We start from the raw sequence: 20,942 nt of genomic DNA, 5'->3' as shown, positions 1-20,942 counted from the left end.
ACGTGTGTCTGTATAACACACGTCCTTTTCGGTTTATAATCTTTTAATCAGGCGTTGACCCATGCCCCATCCTCTGGATTCTTCCTCCATTCGGACAGCCTGGAGACATCTGCTTCAGCAATAACTCCCTTCTCGCGGGCCACTTCAATCAAGGCTGAGTAAGTGCTGAGTGAGACAGCCTGGATGTTTGCTTCTTCAAGCTGCTTCCTCCCTTTCTCCAGCTCGTAATTAAAGATTGCTGCGGCTCCCAGAACTTCGCATCCTGCATCGCGCAGTGCTTTGACTGCTGTAATGACGCTTCCGCCGGTTGAAATGAGATCTTCGATGACCACTACTTTTTGGCCCATTCCAGCCTTGCCTTCTATCTGCTTCCCTTTACCATGTTCCTTTGCTTTCGATCTTACATAGCACATTGGAAGATCCAGCACATCGCTGACCCAGGCAGCATGCGGGATGCCTGCAGTGGCTGTTCCAGCGATGATTTCGGCCTCCGGAAACTTTTCTTTGATCAAACCTGCCAGCCCATCGGCTATTTCACGCCTGACTTCCGGATACGAAAGGGTCAGGCGGTTGTCACAGTATATGGGTGATTTGATGCCGGATGACCATGTAAATGGATCTTTTGGCTGTAAAAAGACTGCTTGAATGTCCAGCAGTTTTTCAGCGATTCGATGTTTCATATTTTGTTCCCTCCCATGCAGCCTTGACCGCTTTATATACTTTTAAAGGATTGTCTGCCTGTGTAATGGCCCTGCCCACAACAATGGCGTTTGTACCCGTCAGTCTTGCTTCTTCCGGTGTCGCCACCCTTTTTTGGTCATGGGACGGGCCGCCAGCCATGCGGATTCCCGGTGTCACAGTAAGAAATGAATCACCGAGCAGCCGATGGATTCTTCCTGCTTCAAGCGGGGAACAGACCACTCCATCCAAGCCTGCCTTATGAGCGAGGGCAGCATAATGCTGCACGGATTCATTAAGGCTCACTCCAATGAGCTGCTCGGACTGCATTTGAACTTCTGATGTGCTTGTCAGCTGTGTCACCGCAATACAAAGCGGCCTTGTCCTCCCCGCCGCTGTACCCGCATCAAGTCCTTCCAATGCATGCTCCATCATGCTGCAGCCCCCGGCGGCATGGACATTGACCATATCTACCTCAAGAGCAGCCAGGCCCTTCATGGCACCCTTAACCGTATTCGGAATATCATGGAGTTTGATGTCCAGGAAAATCTGATGTCCGCGGCTTTTAATTTCATCTAATATTCTGGGGCCGTTCTGGTAATAAAGCTCCATCCCCACCTTCACAAACAGCTTTTCATCCCCGAAACCATCGAGGAAGGAGCCGACTTTTTCCTGACTCGGAAAATCAAGCGCGATGACCGGCAAATACTGCATCATTTTTCCAGCTCCTTCCCCTGCAATCTGAAATATGTTCTATTCCCAGGCGATCCATTAGGATCGGGAGGTCTTCAATAATTTTTGGGCATATAAATGGATCAGTGAAATTCGCCGTCCCTATTGCAACCGCACTTGCTCCTGCATAAAAATATTCGATAACATCCTCAGCCTGGAATATTCCGCCCATCCCGATGATAGGGATGGAGACTGCCTGGGACACTTCATGAATCATCCTGATGGCCACCGGTTTGATTGCAGGGCCGGAGAGGCCGCCTGATTTATTGGCAAGAACGGGTTTCCCGGTTTTCAAATCGAGCCTCATACCCAGGAGGGTGTTGATCATGGTCAGACCGTCAGCACCTGCTTCTTCCACCGCTTTTGCCATTTCCACTATATTGGACACATTGGGAGAAAGCTTCACATAAACAGGAACCTCTGAAACCTCTTTTACTTTCCTGGTAAGGTTTCCAGCAACGTCAGGCACCGTGCCAAAGGCAATACCGCCTTCTTTTACATTCGGGCAGGAAATATTAAGCTCCAGTGCATGGACATTCGGGGCTTTTGATATCCGCTTTGCGACTGCCACATAATCTTCTTCAGCAGATCCTGCTACATTGGCAATAACCGGTACGTCGAATTGCTGGAGCCATGGCAGTTCTTCCGTACATATGCGCTCCACTCCCGGATTCTGCAGTCCGATGGCATTCAGCATCCCGGCAGAGGTTTCCGCAACCCGGGGGGTTGGATTGCCGAATCTTGCATCCAGAGTCGCCGCTTTAATCATGATGGCTCCAAGCTGGTTAAGGTCATATAATCCGCTGAATTCACGGCCAAATCCAAAGCAGCCGGAAGCCGGCATAATGGGGTTCTTCAATTTCAAACCAGGCAGCTCAACACTTAACCGGTTCATAGCACAACCTCCCCTGCCCGGAACACCGGTCCGTCACTGCACACTTTTTTATAGGAAACGCCCTCCGGATCATCTGCTGTATGGCAGACACAGGCAAAACATGCACCAATGCCGCAGCCCATCCTTTCTTCAAGGGAGAGATACAGCCTTTTGTGGCCGAATTGTCGTTCCAGTGCTTTTAGCATCGGTGTCGGACCGCATGAAAAGATGATGTCTGTCTGATCTTCAAGACCTTTTAAAACATCTGTAACCAGACCTTTAATTCCATACGTTCCATCATCCGTGGTGATGAACGTTTCACCAAGCCTGCTGAATTCATCTTCATAAAATACAGCATCCTTGGTGGCAAATCCTAAAACATGGATGACTCTTACTCCTTTTGATTTCAGTCTCCTTGAGAGCTCATACAGCGGCGGGACCCCGATGCCTCCCCCCACAAGAACAGCCGTCTCGCCAGACTCAGCCTCATCTGGAAAGCCGTTGCCGAGTGGACCCAGCACATCTACTGTTTCCTGTTCCTTTTTCCTGGAAAGAAGCACGGTACCGCTTCCTTCACTTCTGTATATCATGGTGAAACAGCTGCTTTCCCTATCAATCGAAGAAATACTGATGGGCCTGCGCAGAAGAGGCGTCATTCCATCGGATACCTTGATATGCACAAACTGGCCAGGCTTCTCCATGAAGCCTGCCATTTTCCCTTGCAGCGTCAATTCATATATATTGCCTGCTATTTCCCGCTGCTTCACCACTTTAAGCATCTCATTCCTGATCATATATAACTCACCTCAAGCGCTTTTTCAGTGCCTCGCATAGCTTCTGCCGAGAAAGACATAGACTCTATGACTCTTAGGATTGCTCTCGCTGTATCCAATGAAGTGAGGCAGGCCACGCCATTTTCGACGGATTCCCTCCTGATCCTGAAACCGTCACGCAAAGGTTCTTTTCCTTTTGTCAGTGTGTTGATGACAAACTGCGCTTCGCCGCCGCGGATTACATCAAGCAGGGTAGGGCCGCTGCTTCCGATTTTTCCTGTCACACTGGCAGGGATGCCTGCTCTATTGAAGTATGCAGCTGTACCCTCTGTCGCAAGGAGCTTGAATCCCAGGTTATGGAATCTTTGTGCCAGGCCCGCAGCTTCCTCTTTATCTTTTTCTGCTACAGTGAAGAGGACAGTCCCATGGTTTTGTATCTTGATCCCTGAGGCGATCAGACCTTTATATAATGCCTTCTCCAGGGTGCAGTCCTTCCCCATCACTTCTCCTGTAGACTTCATTTCCGGCCCGAGTGTGATATCCACTCCCCTCAGCTTGGCAAAAGAGAATACTGGCACTTTTACAAAGACGCCTTCTTTTTCTTTAACCAGGCCGCTTCCATAGCCAAGGCTGTTCAGGCTTTCACCAAGGATGACTCTTGTTGCAATGTTGGCCATCGGGATATTTGTAATCTTGGTAAGAAACGGGATGGTTCTGCTTGAGCGGGGATTCACCTCAAGCACAAACACTTCATTATCAGCCACTACATATTGGATATTCAAAAGGCCGATGATATTTAATCCCCTGGCAAGCCTTGCAGTATAATCTGCAATCTGCTTTTTGATGTCCGCGTCTAGACTTTGGGGCGGGTAAACGGCTATCGAGTCTCCTGAATGCACACCGGCTCTTTCAATATGCTCCATTATCCCTGGAATCAGCACATCCCGACCGTCAGATACCGCATCCACTTCAATTTCCTTTCCCGTCAGATACCGGTCGATAAGTACGGGATGCTCCGGATTAATATTGACCGCATGCTCCATATATTGAAGAAGTTCTTTTTCTTTATAAACGATTTCCATGGCCCGGCCGCCTAGTACATAAGAAGGGCGGACGAGTACTGGATAACCGATTTCCCCTGCGATCACTGCTGCCTCGCCGGCCGTGAATGCTGTCTTTCCTTTTGGCTGCGGGATATCCAGTTCATTCAGTGCCTGTTCAAATTTATCCCGGTTTTCCGCGCGGTCCAAATTCTCAAGCGAAGTTCCAAGAATCCGGACATTCCGCTCAGCAAGCCCTGCTGCCAGGTTGATCGCAGTCTGGCCGCCAAATTGGACGATAACACCTTCCGGCTTCTCGAGGTCAATGATACTCATAACATCCTCCAGGGTCAGCGGTTCAAAGTACAGTTTGTCCGAGATGCTGAAGTCCGTGGAGACCGTTTCGGGATTATTGTTTACAATGATTGCTTCATAGCCTGCCTGTTTAATTGCCCAGACAGAATGGACCGTCGCATAGTCGAACTCTACACCCTGGCCGATCCGGATCGGACCGGACCCAAGCACGAGCACACTTTTGCGTTCGGATACTATGGATTCATTTTCATCCTCATATGTTCCATAAAAATACGGAGTTTCAGATTCAAATTCAGCTGCACATGTATCTACCATTTTATATACAGGTATCAGACCTGCTTCCTTGCGCCAGTTGTAGACATCTATCTCGGGAGCATCCCAGAGGCTTGCGATGGCACAGTCTGAAAAGCCCATCTGCTTTGCTTTTCTTGCAGTTTCGGCATCAAATTTATTCACTCTCAGAGTACTCTCAAACTTTATGATATTCTCAAGCTTTCTAAGGAAGAAAAGATCGATTTTGCTCCAGCTGTGCAGCGTTTCGACTGCCACTCCTCTTCTGAGCGCTTCAGCGATGAAGAAAATCCTTTCATCCCCTGCCTTGCGGATCCTTTTTTCAATCAGGGCGCTGTCCATCCCTGAGGCACCTTTCAGCTCCAGATGGTGCTGCCCAGTCTCAAGAGACCTCACTGCTTTAAGGATGGATTCTTCAAAAGTCCTGCCTATCGCCATTACTTCACCCGTTGCCTTCATCTGGGTGCCGAGCCGGCGGTTGGCTGATTCAAATTTATCGAACGGCCATCGCGGAATCTTCGTCACGACATAATCGAGCGCAGGTTCAAAGCTTGCATAGCTCTTGCCTGTGACTGGATTCAGCATTTCATCCAGTGTCAATCCGACAGCAATCTTAGCCGCAAGCTTGGCTATCGGATAGCCGGTTGCCTTAGAGGCAAGTGCTGATGACCGGCTTACTCGAGGGTTGACCTCGATCACGAAGTAATCAAAGCTGTCAGGATCCAGTGCAAGCTGTACATTGCAGCCGCCTTCTATTTTTAAGGCACGGATGATTTTCAGGGAAGTATTGCGGAGCATCTGGTATTCCCGGTCACTCAGTGTCTGGCTTGGTGCTGCAACTATGGAATCGCCTGTATGGACTCCGACTGGATCAAAGTTCTCCATATTGCAGACCACGATGGCATTGTCATTCGAGTCACGCATCACTTCATACTCTATTTCCTTGAAGCCGGCGATGCTCTTTTCAATGAGGCATTGACCAACTGGACTATGCTTCAGGCCGCCCGCCACAATTTCATTCAGTTCCTCGGTGTCGGAACAGATCCCGCCGCCGGTTCCTCCAAGCGTAAAAGCCGGACGGACGATGATCGGAAATCCGACTCTGTCTACAAAGGCGTGCGCTTCTTCGAGAGTGTGAATAATGTCGCTGTCCGGGACAGGCTCACCCAGTTCATTCATAAGTGTCCTGAATAAGTCCCGGTCTTCAGCCTGCTCGATTGCAGCAAGCTTTGTTCCAAGAATCTCTACGCCGCATTCTGCCAAAACTCCGGATTTATGCAGCTCCACGGCAAGGTTGAGGCCTGTCTGTCCGCCGAGCGTCGGCAGCAGGGCATCCGGCCTTTCTTTCCTGATAATGCCGCTGACAAACTCAAGTGTCAGGGGTTCTATATACACCGCATCAGCAATTTCTGTATCGGTCATAATTGTGGCTGGATTCGAGTTGATCAGGATCACTCTGTAGCCCTCTTCCTTCAAGGCAATGCAGGCTTGTGTTCCGGCATAATCAAACTCTGCAGCCTGTCCAATGATAATCGGTCCAGACCCGATTACAAGGATGCTGTTGATGTCTGTACGTTTAGGCATAAACTTTTTCCCCTTCCTCTTTGGCAGCTTCAATCATTGAAATAAATTGGTCGAAAAGACCGTTCGCATCCTCAGGTCCGGGTGATGCCTCAGGATGGTACTGTACCGTAAAAGCGGAATGCCGCTTGTGTTTCAAGCCTTCCACTGTCCCATCATTGACCGCTGTGTGCGTGATTTCAAGTTCTGTTGACCCGATGGATTCAGGATCCACTGTATAACCATGATTCTGGGATGTGATGGCAACGCGTCCGGTTGCCAGGTCCTTGACAGGATGATTGGATCCTCTGTGTCCAAATTTCATTTTTTCTGTATCAGCTCCATTTGCCAGGGCAAACAGCTGGTGGCCGAGACATATGCCAAAAAGCGGTATGCGCCCCTGGATGCCCCTTATCATCGCGAGTGCCTCTGGTACGTCCTTTGGATCTCCAGGTCCGTTCGTCAGCATGATTCCATCCGGCCTCAAGGATAAGATTTCAGCAGCCGTCACATTATAGGGAACTACAACTACATCACAATCACGCTTATTGAGCTCCCTGAGAATGCCATGCTTCATTCCAAAGTCGACTACGATGACTCTGCAGCCTCTTCCCGGACTTGGATAGGGAGACTTGGTGGATACCCGTTTTACCTGGTCTGATGGAAGGACGGACGCCCGCAGTCCGGCAAGCACCGCTTCTTCATCCTTTTCCGCCGCACAGAAGGTTCCTTTGAGCGTTCCAGACTTACGAATGATCCGGGTCAGCTTGCGGGTATCAATTCCTGAAATTCCGGGAATATTTTTCATTTTAAAGAATTCATCCAAGCTCATCCCGCTTCTCCAATTGGAGGGAAAGTCAGCGGCTTCCTTGACTATGAAACCATGAATAGCCGGATTGATTGATTCGAAGTCGTCGCGGTTGATTCCATAGTTTCCAACCAGCGGATAGGTGAGGGTGACAATCTGGCCGCAGTAAGATGGATCTGAAAGAATTTCCTGATATCCAGTCATCCCTGTATTGAAGACAATTTCACCTGATGTTTCGGCTTCTGCCCCAAAAGCGTCTCCAATGAATATAGTTCCATCCTCTAATATCAGCTTTCTTTTCATACCCTGACACTTCCTTCTCTTTTATTTTCCCAGACAACCCGGCCTTCAACAATGGTCATCACCGGCCATCCCGAGCATCTCCACTCCTTAAACGGCGTGTTTTTCCCTTTTGATAAAAAATCCTCGGGATCGATTTCCCGTTCTGTTTCTAAATCGATCAGCACGATATCCGCCAAGGCCCCCGCCTTCAGTTCCCCATATGGCAGGCCGAAGCTTTCAGCCGGCTTGACTGTAAGGAAATCCACAAGCTGCTTCAGGGAAAGCTCCCCATATTTTACAAAGTGGGTATAGAGGAGCGGGAACGCTGTCTCAAGCCCTACGATGCCAAAGGGTGCCAATTCCATTCCTTCGGCTTTCTCAGCTTCTGTATGGGGTGCATGGTCGGTGGCGATAAAGTCTATCGTTCCGTCCAGGAGACCCTCGATCAGGGCCTGCTGATCCGCTTTGCTGCGGAGCGGCGGGTTCATTTTATAATTGGCGTCAACCCCTGGTATATCGTCCTCGCAAAGCAGGAGATGATGCGGAGTCACCTCGGCAGTCACCCGGATTCCTGCCCTTTTCGCATCCCTGACGACCCTCACAGACTCCTTGGTGCTGATATGGCATACATGATAATGACATCCCGCAGCCTCAGCGAGCAGCACATCGCGTGCAATATGTACAGATTCACACACGGAAGGAATTCCCTTCAAATTATTTTTGGATGAGAATGTTCCTTCATGTACAGAACCTTTATTTATTAGAGTGTTTTCTTCACAGTGAGCTACAATCGGCATGTTTTCCTGTGCAGCGAGCTTCATGGCGTTAAGCATCATGGCAGCCGACTGGACTCCGACTCCGTCGTCGGTAAAGGCAAATGCCCCTGCTTCTTTTAATTCTCTGAAACTGGTAAGCTCACTGCCAAGCTCCCGTACAGTGATGGAAGCGTACGGCAGCACTCTTACATGCGCCGTTTCTTCAATCCTCTTCATCAGCCATTCCATCTGTTCCTTGGAATCTGGCACAGGCCTCGTATTCGGCATGGCTGCGACTGTTGTGAAGCCGCCTTTTGCAGCAGCATGGGTGCCAGTTTCAATGGTTTCCTTCTTTTCACCACCAGGCTCACGGAGGTGCACATGCAAATCAATCAAGCCAGGCGCTGCCAGCAGCCCTCTGCCATCAATCATTTCACAGCCCGATTTCTCCAGGTTTGGACCGATCGCTGCTATTTTGCCATCCTCTATTAAAATATCAGCCGCTTCCCTTTTTCCTGATTCATCAAGTATATATGCGCCTTTTATAATTGCTGCCATACGATCCTCAGCCTCCTGTTTTTATTTTTTTTTTATAAAAAAACACCCTGGCAATCCTATACCAGGGTGTGAAAACATAAGGGTTCCATGCTGCCTTCCTCCAATTTTCCGGAGAATGGCCTGCATGGTGACCTTCATGTCTTACACCCTTATAAGCCTCTCTGGACTTCTTTTAAAAGGTGTATCTTATTTAGAATCAGCTTCCGGAGCCGCCTCTGCTTCAGGCCGGCCCGGAAGAATCAGGTTGAGCAGCACTCCGACAATAGCTGCCAGCGCCATCCCTGATAAAGAAACTTCATCTGAAAGCTTGACGAATGCTCCGCCGATCCCTATGACCAGGATGACAGAAGCGATGATTAAATTGCGTTTGTTTTCAAAGTCGACTTTATGATCGATGAGCATCCGGAGTCCGCTTGAGGCGATTATTCCGAATAACAGGATGGAAATGCCGCCCATGACAGCCTGCGGGATGGAGTGCAGGACAGCTGACACCTTGCCGATGAAGCCAAATGCCACAGCGAGGACCGCCGCCCCGCCGATGACAAACACGCTGAATGCCCTTGTTATCGCCAGCACCCCGATGTTCTCCCCATACGAGGTGATCGGCGGTCCGCCGATGAATGAACCGATGATGATCCCCACACCGTCACCTGTAATCGAGCGGTGAAGGCCCGGTTTTTTCAGGAAGTCACGGCCGACAACATTACTGAGTACCATCTGGTGGCCGATATGCTCTGACAGGGTCACAAGTGCCACAGGCGCCATAATGAAGATAACCTGCCAGGAAAATTCAGGCGTATAGGTAGCGAAAGGAATCAGGAACTCCGGAGCTTCAAACCAGCCGGCATCTGCTATCGGGCTAAAATCCACAATGCCGGCAATACTTGCTGCGATGTATCCTGTAATGATGCCGAGAAGGATTGGAATCACTCCGATGAACCCCCGGCCAAACATATTGAATATGATCGTGGCAGCAAGAGTGATCATCGCCACTGCCAGATGCTTTGAGCTGTAGATCAGTTCCGGTGCAGGCGCGCCTGGATTTTCATACATTGCCATCCCTACCGCAGTGCCTGCAAGTGAAAGTCCGATGACCATGATAACGGGTCCGACTACGATTGGCGGAAGTATCCTCATGAGCCAGTTCATACCTGCCTTCTTGATGATGAGTGCCACAATTCCATATATCAGGCCGGCCGCGAAACAGCCAAGCATGGCGGATTCGGGTCCGCCCAGCGTCTTGGCAGCGGCAATCGGTGATATGAAGGCGAAGGAAGAACCAAGATAAGCTGGAATCTGCCCTCTTGTCACCAGCAGGTAGGCAAGAGTGGCCAGCCCGCTTGATATCAGGGCTACTGCCGGACTAAGCCCGACAAGGAAGGGCACAAGTACCGTTGCCCCGAACATGGCAAATAAATGCTGAAGGCTGAGCGTGATCCATTGTCCCGGCGACGGGACTTCGTGTACATCTAAAACTGCGTTTCTTTTGTTTTCCATTGTTGTTTCCCCCTATAAAAAAACCTCTTTTTCATTGAAAGAGGTCTAATAAGGCGGATCCCCAGGCAGGCATAGCAGAGCTTGCACCCCTGCATATTAATTCCTGATGGATCCATCCTTGTCAGCCTCACGGAACTGCACTTAAAGGTTGGTATTCTTTTTTATTCCTGTATGGTAACCCCGTCGAGGCCGTCTACTTCAGACAATTTCACCGAAATCTTTTCAGCCTGTGATGTGGGTACATTTTTCCCCACAAAGTCAGCCCGTATCGGCAGCTCACGGTGGCCCCTGTCAATCAGTACGGCAAGCTGTATCTGAGATGGCCTGCCAATGTCGATCAATGCGTCCAGGGCTGCCCTGACCGTTCTGCCGGTAAACAGGACATCATCTACCAGCACAACTTTCCGGCCGGAGATTTCAAGGGGCAGATTCGAGCCCTTCACTAACGGCTCTCCGTTCTCGCTCTTAGTGGTAAGATCATCCCGGTAAAGGGTGATATCGATATCACCGACAGCGATTTCCCTGCCTTCAATCTGCTGTATACGTTCAGCAAGCCTTTTGGCGATATAAATTCCCCTCGTGCGGATGCCGACTAACACACAATCTTCAATTCCCTTGTTCTTTTCTATGATTTCATGGGCTATCCTGGTCAGGGCACGGCGTATCGCCTGCTCATCGAGGACGGTCGTTTTTTCCTTCAAATGAATCACCTGCTCTTTTTAAAATTACCCTCCAGTGAAGAATGCCGGCTTTGTATTGGCAGTGCGCCAGCATAAAAAAATCCTCCGGCCGTATGCGGGCAGAAGGATTTTGTGTCTGAAGGCATGCCTGGTAGCAGCATGCTGTCCGTTTCCTTCTCAGCCTCACGGGACTGTGTTAAAGGTTCTTATCATGTTAGCCTAATACTAATACTAAACAATTCAGCTGTCAATCATTTTGTCGAAGTTTGTTGAGCAGCTCTTCAAACTCTGCAGGAGCAGGAGCTGTGAACTCCAGATACTCCTTCGTCCTCGGATGAATAAAGCCGAGCACTTCGGCGTGCAGGGCCTGTCCTCCGATATCCAGTGTTTTTCTTGGGCCGTACTTAGGGTCACCTGCAAGCGGATAGCCGATATATTTCATATGAACCCTGATTTGGTGGGTTCTTCCTGTCTCAAGCTGACATTCAACAAGGGTAAAGTCCTTGAATCGTTCAATCACATTGAAATGAGTGACAGCATGCTTGGAATTCTCATCAGTCACTGTCATGCTCTGGCGGTCCTTTTTATCCCTGCCGATTGGTGCGTCGATTGTGCCGTGATCATGGGGAATCACACCATGGACAACGGCTTTATATCTTCTTGTCACGGTCTTGTCAACCAGCTGCTGAACCAGGCTCTCATGGGCCATGTCATTTTTTGCAACCATAAGAAGGCCGGATGTGTCTTTATCGATTCTGTGGACAATCCCCGGCCTCATGACACCGTTGATTCCCGATAGATCCCTGCAATGTGCCATTAAGCCATTCACAAGTGTTCCAGATACATGCCCTGGAGCCGGGTGGACTACCATTCCTTTAGGCTTGTTGACTACGAGCACATCGCCGTCCTCATAATAGATATCAAGATCCATCGGCTCAGCCTCTGCATCGAGCTCCTGCACTTCCGGTATCACGACCTCTACTTTGTCGCCAATGCTGCATTTATAATTGGTCTTGACCGGTTTTCCGTTCACAAGAACATGTCCTTCTTTAATCCAGCCCTGAGCCTGGGTCCTCGACCAGTCTTCATTCATCGTGGAGATGACTTTATCAATTCTTTCATTCTTCTGTTCTTCCTGGATGGTTATACTATGCATTCTCTTTCTCCTTCGCTGCTTTCTCTTCTATCAGCATATAAATAATCAGCATGACCACTCCGATGCAAAGTGCAGAATCTGCTATATTGAACACGGGAAAGCTGTAGTCCACTATGTATACATGGATAAAATCCACAACTTCCCTGCGCCAGACACGGTCAATGAAGTTACCTACCGCACCGCCAAGCATCAATCCCAAGGAAACGCCAAGAAGCACATTGTTTTTGGCATGCTTCACTATATAATAAATGAGGCCGGCCACTACGACTAACGTAATAATATAAAAGAACCACATCTGCCCCTCAAGGACCCCCCATGCTGCTCCTCTGTTTCTATGGGATGTTATATAAAAGAATTGGCTGATGACCTCTATACTTTCTCCCAATTCAAGGTTTTTAACGATAAGCCATTTTGTAAATTGATCCAGCGCAATAACGAACAGCGCCACAATGAAATAGCCCAAACTTTTTCCCCCGCTTCTCTAAGCTCTTTTTTCTCTACTTATGCATTTTAGCATATCACCAAAAGAGAAAACAATCGCAGCCCCGTAAAGGGCCGGACAAGAAGCCTGTTTTCACTCGTTTGGAAGCCCACGGTTACACGAATGGGCTTCTTCAAAAAATCTGCCGGTCTTTTTTCCCAGGATTTCAATCAAAAGCTCCCTGGCATGCAGCCAGGGAGCTTAAGTTTTATGCTTGATAATTTTCTTCTATAACCTCGGCACATCGTCTGCAAAGTGTCGGGTGTTCTGCGACTGTACCTACTTCTTCACTCACATTCCAGCACCGTTCACATGTACCGCCTTCCGCTTTCTCCACAACAACTGCAGAGTTTTCGAACTTAAGCGCGTTTTCCGGAGCATCTGACAGGCTGCCCGCTACCTTGAAGGAAGATACAATGAACAGCTGATTAAAGTTCTCCCCGATGCTGTGAAGCAGGCTTTCTGCCTCGTCATTAACATACATGGAGACCTTTGCATTCAGGGACTTTCCGATGACCTTTTCATTCCTGGCTGATTCCAGCGCCTTTAGAACATCGTTCCGCAGCTTCATGAATGCGTTCCACTTTTCCTCGATTGCCGCTGCATTAGGAAGCTCCTTCTCAAGAGGCATGTCTGTCAGCTGTACGCTGTTCCCTTCTGCTTCAGGCACATAAGCCCAGACTTCATCCGCCGTATGGGAAAGGATAGGCGACACAAGCTTGGAAAGGGCAGCGAGCGCTTCATAAAGGACTGTCTGGATGGCCCGGCGTTCTGCACTTTCCTTTGCTTCGCAATATAAGATGTCTTTTGCATAATCCAGATAAAATGCACTTAAGTCAAGCGTACAGAAATTGTTTACAGCATGGTAAATGCCTGCGAATTCATAGTTTTCATAGGATTGCTTGACCTGTTTGATCAATTTATTCAGCTTCACGAGCATGAACTGATCCACTTCCCGAAGATTTTCATAAGAAACAGAATCCCTGGAAGGAGTGAAGTCCGCCAGGTTTCCAAGAAGGAATCTGAACGTATTGCGGATTTTCCTGTAGACTTCCGCCACCTGCTTTAGAATTGCATCGGAAACCCGGACGTCTGACTGGTAATCAACAGAAACGACCCACAGCCTCAGGATATCGGCTCCAAGCTGGTTCATTACTTTGGCCGGAACCATGATGTTTCCGAGTGACTTACTCATCTTACGTCCGTCTCCGTCAAGAACAAATCCATGGCTTAACACACCCTTGTAAGGCGGTTTGCCTGTCACTGCAACCGAGGTGGAAAGTGAAGAGTTGAACCAGCCCCTGTATTGGTCTGAGCCTTCAAGATAAAGATCAGCAGGACGCTTCAGATCCTCACGCTCTTCCAGCACACCCTGATGCGAGGAACCGGAATCAAACCAGACATCCATGATATCTGTTTCTTTTGTAAATTTCCCATTAGGGCTGTCAGGATGTGTAAAGCCTTCCGGCAGAAGTTCTGCCGCTTCTTTTTCAAACCAGATATTCGAGCCGTGTTCACGGAATAGGCTGGACACATGGTCGATCGTCTCATCCGTAATAATGGGCTCTCCGTTTTCCGCATAAAATACCGGGATTGGAACACCCCAGGCACGCTGGCGGGAAATACACCAGTCCCCGCGGTCGCGGACCATATTATACAGCCTTGTCTCTCCCCATGCCGGAACCCACTTGGTTTCTTCAATTCCTTTTAAAAGATCGTCACGGAAATCCTTAATGGATGCGAACCACTGAGCCGTTGCCCGGAAAATGACCGGCTTTTTCGTTCTCCAATCATGCGGGTAGGAATGGGTGAAGAAGTCCAGCTTCAACAGTGCTCCGGCTTCTTCAAGGGCCTGGGTGATCGGCTTATTGGCTTCATCATAAAACAAGCCCTCAAATCCTGGAGCTTCGCTGGTCATGACCCCTTTTTCATCCACAGGGCACAGCACTTCCAGATTATATTTCTGGCCGACGATAAAATCATCCTCCCCGTGGCCCGGGGCAGTATGGACACATCCTGTACCGGCATCGACGGTGACATGTTCACCAAGCATGACAAGTGAATCACGGTCGTATAAAGGATGAGATGCAAGGATATGTTCGAGATCGGCACCTCTAACTTTCTTTTCTACAACAGGGCTTTCCCAGCCGACTGTCTCTGCAACAGATTCCCGCAGCTCTTCTGCCACAACAAATTTCTTCCCATCAACAGCCACTACACTATATTCCAGGTCAGGGTGTACAGAAATACCGAGATTGGCTGGAATGGTCCATGGCGTAGTTGTCCAAATGACAATCTCTGTACCTTCTTCAAGTATTCCTCTGCCATCCTTGACTGGAAAGCCAACATAAATGGAAGCAGAGCGCTTGTCATAATATTCGATTTCAGCTTCGGCAAGTGCAGATTCACTAGAAGGAGACCAATAAACGGGCTTCTTGCCTTTATAGATATACCCTTTTTTGGCCATGTCGCCAAAGACTTTAATCTGCTGTGCTTCATATTCAGGCTTAAGAGTGATATAAGGATTTTCCCAATCTCCCCTTACGCCCAGACGTTTGAACTGCTCACGCTGGCTGTCGATCTGTTCATAGGCATATTCCTCACATAGCCTGCGGAATTCTGCGACTGTCATTTGCTTTCTCTTTACGCCCTTTTTTGTCAAGGCAGTCTCGATTGGCAGGCCATGCGTATCCCAGCCCGGAACATAAGGGGCGTTAAATCCTGACATGGACTTATACCGGACTATTACATCCTTCAAGATCTTATTGAGGGCATGCCCCATATGGATGTCTCCATTCGCATAGGGAGGACCATCATGAAGAACATATATCGGTCTGTCCTTTGTGCGCTCCTGCACCTGCTTGTAGATGTCCTGCTCCTTCCATCGCGCCTGAATTTCAGGTTCACGGTTTGGGAGATTTCCCCTCATCGGGAAATCGGTTTTTGGCATCAAGAGTGTGTCTTTATACTCCATTACTGTTTCCTCCATTTCAAACTGCTCACGAGTAATGCCGCAGAAGTCTTGTCAGCCGCGGCCCGGCAGATTTGGCTGTAAAAATAAAAAAGCCTTCCCGTCCCCAAAAAGGGACGAGAAGGCTTTTAGTTTCCCGCGGTACCACCCTAATAGACAGATATCTGTCCTCTTAAGCATTCGTAACGTGAATGATACGCCTTATTTACTGCTGCTACAGGTTCAATTCGGCACTCAAGGGTGATCTTCTATTCCCTGCCCATGCCCGGCTTCCACCATCCCCGGCTCGCTTAATGGAGCAATTAGAAATATACTGTCCCTGTCATCGTAATCATATTTAAAATCATTTGTTATGAAATTATATTCGATAAAGAAGCCGCTAGTCAAGGGAAGGAGCCTTATTCTTTGCTGAGCTCCAGGTCGCTGGCATCAATTTCGTACTGCATAAGCTGATCCCAGTCATCTGTACCAAGAAGGTCAAGCTGTGCTTCAATCAGCATTTTGAACCTTGTGCGGATGATCTTGGACTGCTTCTTAAGATCTTCTATGTCGAGAGCAATTTTTCTCGCCTTCGATAATGCTTCATTCACAATGCGGTCCGCATTCTTCTCGGCTTCCTTCATGATGAGCTTTGCTTCTTTCTGGGCATTGCGCTTTACTTCCTCGCCTGCCTCCTGTGCGATGACGATGGACTTATTGAGTGTTTCTTCAATATTGGCGAAATGTCCAAGTCTTTCCTGAAGGACCTCGTGCCTTTCTTCCATTTCCTTTTTTTCGCGCAGGATTATCTCATAATCTTTAATAATCTGATCCAGAAACTCGTTCACTTCATCCTCATCATATCCACGGAAACCTTTGCTAAATTCCTTATTATGTATATCTAATGGGGTTAAAGGCATTCTCGCACCTCCAGCGGTTTTATAATCTAAAATATATATATATACTATACTAAGTTTCGACAGGCTTTTTTGTAAACCCTTCTTACCTCGCTGATTTATTTTTGCCGGCCTGCGGTCACCCTCCATTTGTCTTTTTTGGTACGCCCTTCCACGGACAGTATTTTATAACGGCCAAAGCCCCTTGCAGAGATTACATCTTCCTCCCTGATTTCATAAGAAGGCTGTTCAGCACTTTTCCAGTTAACCTTAACCTTTTTCTGTTCAATTAAGGTCTGAGATTTCTGTCGCGAGAGCTTGGTCAGCGAGGAAAGCAGCGCGTCAAGTCTCATTGAACTTACCGTTATGGCGACCTCTTCCCACTCTTCCCTGGTTTCCACAATCTGCGAAAAAGGAATTTTTTCAAGAGATATGGAGGCCTTGCCGACTTTATCAAGATTTGCCGTCAGATAGGATTCTATTTCCTCGGCTGCAAGAAATTGAATAACATCTCCTGAGGCGAGGATATCTCCGAATTTTTCCCGTTTTATGCCAAGCGACATCAAGCTGCCAAGCACTTGGCGATGCTCTATGGTTATGAACTTTTTCGGATAGGAAACCTCGAACAGTGAAATGCCGTAGTCCTTCTCTTCAGGAGTGAAATAAGAAGGGTATAGGAGCGCCCGCTTCCTCTCAGCTCCCTCTCTTCCGCCAAAGCTAGATACCTCCACATCTTCCTCCCGGGCCGCCAGGGTCTCAAGGATAAACAGCTCTCTCGGATCGAGGAAGTCGGTAAGTTTCGGAGCATACTGGCTTGCTGTCTGTGTAAGCCATCCTGTAAATAAATCGATCAGTTCTCTCTCTTCCGGACGAAAATGCTGATATATACTCATTGCTGATTCTCCTTAGTAAAAACATTTCCTCATCTTAGGGCAATGCTAAATAAGAGTGTTACAATTCGTTCCAGTGCATGCTGCGAGGTCCGCCAGCAGAGCCTCTCACCTGCAATCACCAGACGGCTAAATCTGCATGGAGCAATAACAAGGCTTATCAAAAAAACCCGCCAGCTCATGTCTGGCAAGGTTTATGTTTAGCCGGTCATGCAATCCAGGAATAAATCTGCCGAAGACCTGTGCCGGCATAATTCAGGATAATGAAAGCGACTATGGGAGATATATCAAGCATCCCCATGGACGGGATGATCCTTCTGAACGGCTGCAGGTAAGGCTCACAGATCCGGGCAAGCAGCTGTCCGATGCCTGTCTGCCTGGCCCCGCCGAACCAGCCCATCAGAACATAAATGATTAATGCGTATGAGTAAATCTGCAATAGCGTTCCGGCAGTGTCAAAGACCAATTCCATAGCCTCTTACCACCTCGCTTCTTCAAATTCCTGTTCATGGGCAAATCCTGTGATCGTTCCAGAGACGTCTACATTATCAGGGGTGCAAAGAAATATATTGGTCCCGATTCTTTGGATGTCTCCGCCAAGCGCATAAACGGTACCGCTTAGAAAGTCAACGATTCTTTTTGCCTGGTCATGCTCGATTTTCTGGAGATTCACAACAACGGCCCTTTTGTTTTTCAATTCGTCCGCAACAGACTGGGCCTCTGAGTATGCACGGGGTTCTGCAAGGAATACCTTGGAATTCGGTTTTTGGACGCTTTGCAGGCTGACCACATTCTGCCCGCTTCCGGCCTGTTTCAAGCCCTTTGCCGGCCGCTTCTGTTCAAATTCCTCTTCCATGATTTCCTCCCTGTATTCCACTTCATCATCAAGAGCAAAGAATGATTTGAATTTTGATACAATCGTCATCTGTCTGCCTCCTTAAATTTAGCCGACCAAAGCGGTGCCGATACGGATGAATGTGGCACCTTCTTCAATGGCAATCTGAAAATCGTTTGACATCCCCATGGACAATTCCTTGCAAGGAGCGTTGGCTATGCCGAGCTGCTGTATCTGATCCCTAAGATTCCTTAATTCCCTGAAGCTTGTGCGGATTTTTTCTTCATCACCTGTCAGGGGGGCCATAGTCATAAGCCCGGCTGTGATGATGCGGTCATGGCCGCTGATTTCCTTGATGAAATCTGCGACCGCCCCTGGCTCCAAACCATGCTTTGATTCTTCCCCGGATACATTGACCTGGATAAAACATTTGATGGGTCCTGAAGCTCTTTTTTGTATTTCATCGGCAAGCGAAATCCTGTCGAGTGAATGGATGTATTCGACTTTATCAATGATATTCCTGACTTTTCTCGTCTGAAGGCTTCCGATGAAGTGCCATGCAGGCCTGTCCTTAAGTACCGCCCACTTTTCGAGCAGACCTTCATCCCTGTTCTCACCAAGATGAGTCACGCCTGATTCAAGGGCTTCCGCAGCCCTTTCAGCTGAAACGTATTTGGTGACGGCTACAAGATTGATTTCACCCGTGGCACGGCCGCTCTTTTCACATGCTGCCTTTATCTTTTCGTTTATAACTTCCAGATTATCTGATACCTTCACGTGATGCTTCCTCCTTCAAGCCGATAAAGCCCATCATCCGGCCGGTCTTCCCCCTGTCTTTCCTATGGGAGAAAAAGGAGCTGTGACAGCTTGTACACATGCTGGATACATATATATTATCGGCAGGTATGCCGGCCTTTTGCAGGATGATCGAGTTGAGTTCTTTCAGATCCAGCTCATATTGTCCCTCTTTAATTTGATTATAGGGCTTTTTGTCAGCTTCTTCTAGTCTGTTTTTAGCGAAATTTATCACTCTGTCGTCTACAATATAACACGATTTGCAGATCGATGGGCCGATTGCAGCAAAAATATCAGAGGGGCGGACCCCTTCTTCACCCCACCTCTCTGCCATTTTAGAGCCGATTCCAGCGGTGGTTCCCTTCCAGCCGGCATGGGCAATGCCCGCCAACCCTCTCTCAGGTGCCAAAAAATAAAGCGGGACACAGTCGGCAAAACACATCGTCAAAAGAAGGCCCTCCTGATCCGTAAAAAACCCATCGGTGTCCTTGATGGCAGATATATAGCTGTCTGCACCCATGCCCGCATGTTCTTTTGTGAGCTTCATAATATTTGTGCCATGGGTCTGTTCAGCACCGCACCAGGATGGCAGCCCAAACCCTATTTCTCCGGCAAGCCGGGCTCTGTTTGCTGTGACCTTCTCCTGGACATCCCCTACATGATACCCCATATTCAATGAATTGAAATGGTTCCCGGATATGCCGCCTTCTCTTGAAGTGAAGCCGGCTGTAATGCGGGGATCCTTATCCTCAAATGGAGCCAGCCTGAAATATTTTTGCTCCGCCACGATAAATGGTTCTGACATATGTCAACCTCTTTTTACTTTTTTTTCAGTTTACCATATATTATGGAAACCCGGAATTTTTTACGTTTCATTTTGAAAAGGATCCAGCCCTGAAGCTGATTTAACGAATATGACTTCTGTGCCGATTTTTACAATTTGCTCCCACGGGATTAAAATCTCTGGGTCTTGACTGAAAAGACTATGCGTTCTGTGTTTTGAAACAATCAATGAGATGATCTGTCCAGTAGAGGGTTCCAATTCCACATCTATGGCGGTACCGAGTATGCTCCCGTCATTCAGGGCAATGATATCTTTTTTCTGGAGATCTGCGAGCAGATTCATGTTATCCCCCCAGCCGTTTTATCCCCATTATATGTTTTATAGACCATTCACATGAACGGAAACAAAGAAAAGAGGCTGTCAGTAACAGCCTCCTGGGTACACTATTTTATATTGCAAGCCATATCCGCATAGATTCAATGCTGGATATTCTTATTCATCTGCTTAATGGCAGCCTTTTCAAGCCTTGATACCTGAGCCTGTGAAATGCCGATCTCGTCTGCAACCTCCATCTGGGTCTTACCTTGGAAGAAGCGTTTCCTCAAGATCATTTTTTCCCGCTCATTGAGCCTTCTCATCCCCTCTTTCAAGGCAATCTCGTCTATCCATAGATTGTCCTTGTTCTTCTCATCACTGAGCTGATCCATTACATAAATGGGATCGCCCCCATCATTATAAATGGGCTCGAACAGTGATACGGGGTCCTGGATGGCATCCAGGGCAAACACTATTTCCTCATGCGGCACTTCCAGGACTTTGGCAATTTCCTCTGCCGTTGGTTCACGCGATGTCTCGCTCATAAGCCTTTCCTTTACCTGAAGGGCTTTGTAAGCAATATCCCGAAGCGATCTGGATACCCTGATTGGATTATTGTCCCTCAGATACCGCCTTATTTCACCGATGATCATCGGTACGGCATACGTCGAAAATTTCACATTCTGACCCAGATCAAAATTATCAATGGATTTCATAAGTCCGATACAGCCCACCTGGAATAAGTCATCTACATATTCACCGCGGTTATTGAATCTTTGGATGACGCTGAGAACAAGCCTGAGGTTACCATTCACCAGCTTTTCACGGGCAAAATCGTCACCTTCCTGCATTTCTTTAAAGAGCTTTCTCATTTCCTCATTCTTTAGAACTGGAAGCTTTGAGGTATCTACCCCGCAAATTTCAACTTTATTTCTAGTCAATCCATTCCCTCCTTGCAGGAGCTGCTGTACAAAAAACAGTATCTCCGTGAGAAGGA

The 20,942-nt window shown here is 48.2% G+C and carries 20 protein-coding genes and 1 other annotated feature; all 20 genes read right to left on the bottom strand.

All coding sequences use genetic code 11. The annotated features are described in order from the left end of the window. Window positions 1-47 precede the first annotated feature (47 nt). A complete protein-coding gene (gene pyrE / locus V1501_RS07040; protein ID WP_409292162.1) occupies window positions 48-680 on the bottom strand; it encodes an orotate phosphoribosyltransferase in 633 nt (210 codons plus the stop codon). Beyond that, entirely contained in the window at window positions 661-1,392 is a 732-nt protein-coding gene (pyrF, locus tag V1501_RS07035) for an orotidine-5'-phosphate decarboxylase (protein WP_409293275.1), read from the bottom strand. Before pyrF ends, pyrE begins: the two co-directional genes overlap by 20 nt. Then, entirely contained in the window at window positions 1,364-2,305 is a 942-nt protein-coding gene (locus V1501_RS07030) for a dihydroorotate dehydrogenase (protein WP_409292160.1), read from the bottom strand. The genes pyrF and V1501_RS07030 overlap by 29 nt, the downstream gene beginning before the upstream one ends. After that, window positions 2,302-3,078, bottom strand: a complete 777-nt coding sequence (locus tag V1501_RS07025; protein WP_409292158.1) for a dihydroorotate dehydrogenase electron transfer subunit — start codon at window positions 3,076-3,078, stop codon at window positions 2,302-2,304. Before V1501_RS07025 ends, V1501_RS07030 begins: the two co-directional genes overlap by 4 nt. Further along, the gene (gene carB / locus V1501_RS07020; protein WP_409292157.1) at window positions 3,075-6,287 is read right to left on the bottom strand and encodes a carbamoyl-phosphate synthase large subunit; all 3,213 of its coding nucleotides are present in this window, start codon (window positions 6,285-6,287) and stop codon (window positions 3,075-3,077) included. Before carB ends, V1501_RS07025 begins: the two co-directional genes overlap by 4 nt. Continuing rightward, on the bottom strand, window positions 6,280-7,374 hold the full coding sequence (locus V1501_RS07015; RefSeq protein ID WP_409292155.1) for a carbamoyl phosphate synthase small subunit: 1,095 nt from the start codon (window positions 7,372-7,374) through the stop codon (window positions 6,280-6,282). Before V1501_RS07015 ends, carB begins: the two co-directional genes overlap by 8 nt. Continuing rightward, window positions 7,371-8,666 (bottom strand): dihydroorotase, encoded by a 1,296-nt coding sequence (locus tag V1501_RS07010; RefSeq protein ID WP_409292154.1) that lies wholly within the window; start codon window positions 8,664-8,666, stop codon window positions 7,371-7,373. The genes V1501_RS07015 and V1501_RS07010 overlap by 4 nt, the downstream gene beginning before the upstream one ends. A 186-nt stretch (window positions 8,667-8,852) precedes the next feature. Beyond that, window positions 8,853-10,163, bottom strand: coding sequence for a solute carrier family 23 protein (locus V1501_RS07005; RefSeq protein WP_409292153.1), 1,311 nt, complete (start codon window positions 10,161-10,163; stop codon window positions 8,853-8,855). 161 nt (window positions 10,164-10,324) lie between these two features. After that, window positions 10,325-10,864, bottom strand: a complete 540-nt coding sequence (gene pyrR / locus V1501_RS07000) for a bifunctional pyr operon transcriptional regulator/uracil phosphoribosyltransferase PyrR (protein ID WP_409292151.1) — start codon at window positions 10,862-10,864, stop codon at window positions 10,325-10,327. A gap of 226 nt (window positions 10,865-11,090) precedes the next feature. Then, the gene (locus tag V1501_RS06995; protein WP_409292150.1) at window positions 11,091-11,999 is read right to left on the bottom strand and encodes an RluA family pseudouridine synthase; all 909 of its coding nucleotides are present in this window, start codon (window positions 11,997-11,999) and stop codon (window positions 11,091-11,093) included. Then, window positions 11,992-12,462: a signal peptidase II gene (lspA, locus tag V1501_RS06990; protein WP_409292148.1), complete on the bottom strand. Its 471-nt coding sequence runs from the start codon at window positions 12,460-12,462 to the stop codon at window positions 11,992-11,994. The genes V1501_RS06995 and lspA overlap by 8 nt, the downstream gene beginning before the upstream one ends. A gap of 226 nt (window positions 12,463-12,688) precedes the next feature. Beyond that, window positions 12,689-15,454 (bottom strand): isoleucine--tRNA ligase, encoded by a 2,766-nt coding sequence (ileS, locus tag V1501_RS06985; protein ID WP_409292147.1) that lies wholly within the window; start codon window positions 15,452-15,454, stop codon window positions 12,689-12,691. 106 nt (window positions 15,455-15,560) lie between these two features. Beyond that, window positions 15,561-15,786 (bottom strand) — a binding site (T-box leader). 63 nt (window positions 15,787-15,849) lie between these two features. Beyond that, window positions 15,850-16,350: a DivIVA domain-containing protein gene (locus V1501_RS06980; RefSeq protein ID WP_409292146.1), complete on the bottom strand. Its 501-nt coding sequence runs from the start codon at window positions 16,348-16,350 to the stop codon at window positions 15,850-15,852. Between the two features lie 95 nt (window positions 16,351-16,445). Next, complete coding sequence (locus tag V1501_RS06975) at window positions 16,446-17,219, bottom strand: RNA-binding protein (RefSeq protein WP_409292144.1); 774 nt, start codon at window positions 17,217-17,219, stop codon at window positions 16,446-16,448. A gap of 205 nt (window positions 17,220-17,424) precedes the next feature. Next, complete coding sequence (locus tag V1501_RS06970; RefSeq protein ID WP_409292142.1) at window positions 17,425-17,688, bottom strand: YggT family protein; 264 nt, start codon at window positions 17,686-17,688, stop codon at window positions 17,425-17,427. Window positions 17,689-17,694: 6 nt separating this feature from the next. Beyond that, entirely contained in the window at window positions 17,695-18,141 is a 447-nt protein-coding gene (locus V1501_RS06965; RefSeq protein ID WP_409292141.1) for a cell division protein SepF, read from the bottom strand. An 18-nt stretch (window positions 18,142-18,159) separates the two neighbouring features. Further along, a complete protein-coding gene (locus V1501_RS06960) occupies window positions 18,160-18,828 on the bottom strand; it encodes a YggS family pyridoxal phosphate-dependent enzyme (RefSeq protein WP_409292140.1) in 669 nt (222 codons plus the stop codon). After that, the gene (gene pgeF / locus V1501_RS06955; RefSeq protein ID WP_409292138.1) at window positions 18,812-19,651 is read right to left on the bottom strand and encodes a peptidoglycan editing factor PgeF; all 840 of its coding nucleotides are present in this window, start codon (window positions 19,649-19,651) and stop codon (window positions 18,812-18,814) included. The genes V1501_RS06960 and pgeF overlap by 17 nt, the downstream gene beginning before the upstream one ends. A gap of 60 nt (window positions 19,652-19,711) precedes the next feature. After that, window positions 19,712-19,972: a YlmC/YmxH family sporulation protein gene (locus V1501_RS06950; RefSeq protein WP_409292137.1), complete on the bottom strand. Its 261-nt coding sequence runs from the start codon at window positions 19,970-19,972 to the stop codon at window positions 19,712-19,714. Between the two features lie 134 nt (window positions 19,973-20,106). Further along, the gene (gene sigG / locus V1501_RS06945) at window positions 20,107-20,886 is read right to left on the bottom strand and encodes an RNA polymerase sporulation sigma factor SigG (protein ID WP_409292135.1); all 780 of its coding nucleotides are present in this window, start codon (window positions 20,884-20,886) and stop codon (window positions 20,107-20,109) included. Window positions 20,887-20,942 lie beyond the last annotated feature (56 nt).

The sequence above is a fragment of the Paraperibacillus esterisolvens genome, assembly GCF_046237625.1.
In the GTDB taxonomy this organism is placed as follows: domain Bacteria; phylum Bacillota; class Bacilli; order Bacillales; family DSM-1321; genus Paraperibacillus; species Paraperibacillus esterisolvens.
The sequence above is the reverse complement of the archived record's forward strand: the minus strand, read 5'-3'. Positions and strand labels throughout refer to the sequence as shown.

Coding starts and splice junctions, on each gene's coding strand:
- pyrE (WP_409292162.1), bottom strand. CDS start 680: ATGAAACATCGAATCGCTGAAAAACTGCTGGACATTCAAGCAGTCTTT.
- pyrF (WP_409293275.1), bottom strand. CDS start 1,392: ATGCAGTATTTGCCGGTCATCGCGCTTGATTTTCCGAGTCAGGAAAAA.
- V1501_RS07030 (WP_409292160.1), bottom strand. CDS start 2,305: ATGAACCGGTTAAGTGTTGAGCTGCCTGGTTTGAAATTGAAGAACCCC.
- V1501_RS07025 (WP_409292158.1), bottom strand. CDS start 3,078: ATGATCAGGAATGAGATGCTTAAAGTGGTGAAGCAGCGGGAAATAGCA.
- carB (WP_409292157.1), bottom strand. CDS start 6,287: ATGCCTAAACGTACAGACATCAACAGCATCCTTGTAATCGGGTCTGGA.
- V1501_RS07015 (WP_409292155.1), bottom strand. CDS start 7,374: ATGAAAAGAAAGCTGATATTAGAGGATGGAACTATATTCATTGGAGAC.
- V1501_RS07010 (WP_409292154.1), bottom strand. CDS start 8,666: ATGGCAGCAATTATAAAAGGCGCATATATACTTGATGAATCAGGAAAA.
- V1501_RS07005 (WP_409292153.1), bottom strand. CDS start 10,163: ATGGAAAACAAAAGAAACGCAGTTTTAGATGTACACGAAGTCCCGTCG.
- V1501_RS06995 (WP_409292150.1), bottom strand. CDS start 11,999: ATGCATAGTATAACCATCCAGGAAGAACAGAAGAATGAAAGAATTGAT.
- ileS (WP_409292147.1), bottom strand. CDS start 15,454: ATGGAGTATAAAGACACACTCTTGATGCCAAAAACCGATTTCCCGATG.
- V1501_RS06980 (WP_409292146.1), bottom strand. CDS start 16,350: ATGCCTTTAACCCCATTAGATATACATAATAAGGAATTTAGCAAAGGT.
- V1501_RS06975 (WP_409292144.1), bottom strand. CDS start 17,219: ATGAGTATATATCAGCATTTTCGTCCGGAAGAGAGAGAACTGATCGAT.
- V1501_RS06970 (WP_409292142.1), bottom strand. CDS start 17,688: ATGGAATTGGTCTTTGACACTGCCGGAACGCTATTGCAGATTTACTCA.
- V1501_RS06965 (WP_409292141.1), bottom strand. CDS start 18,141: ATGACGATTGTATCAAAATTCAAATCATTCTTTGCTCTTGATGATGAA.
- pgeF (WP_409292138.1), bottom strand. CDS start 19,651: ATGTCAGAACCATTTATCGTGGCGGAGCAAAAATATTTCAGGCTGGCT.
- V1501_RS06950 (WP_409292137.1), bottom strand. CDS start 19,972: ATGAATCTGCTCGCAGATCTCCAGAAAAAAGATATCATTGCCCTGAAT.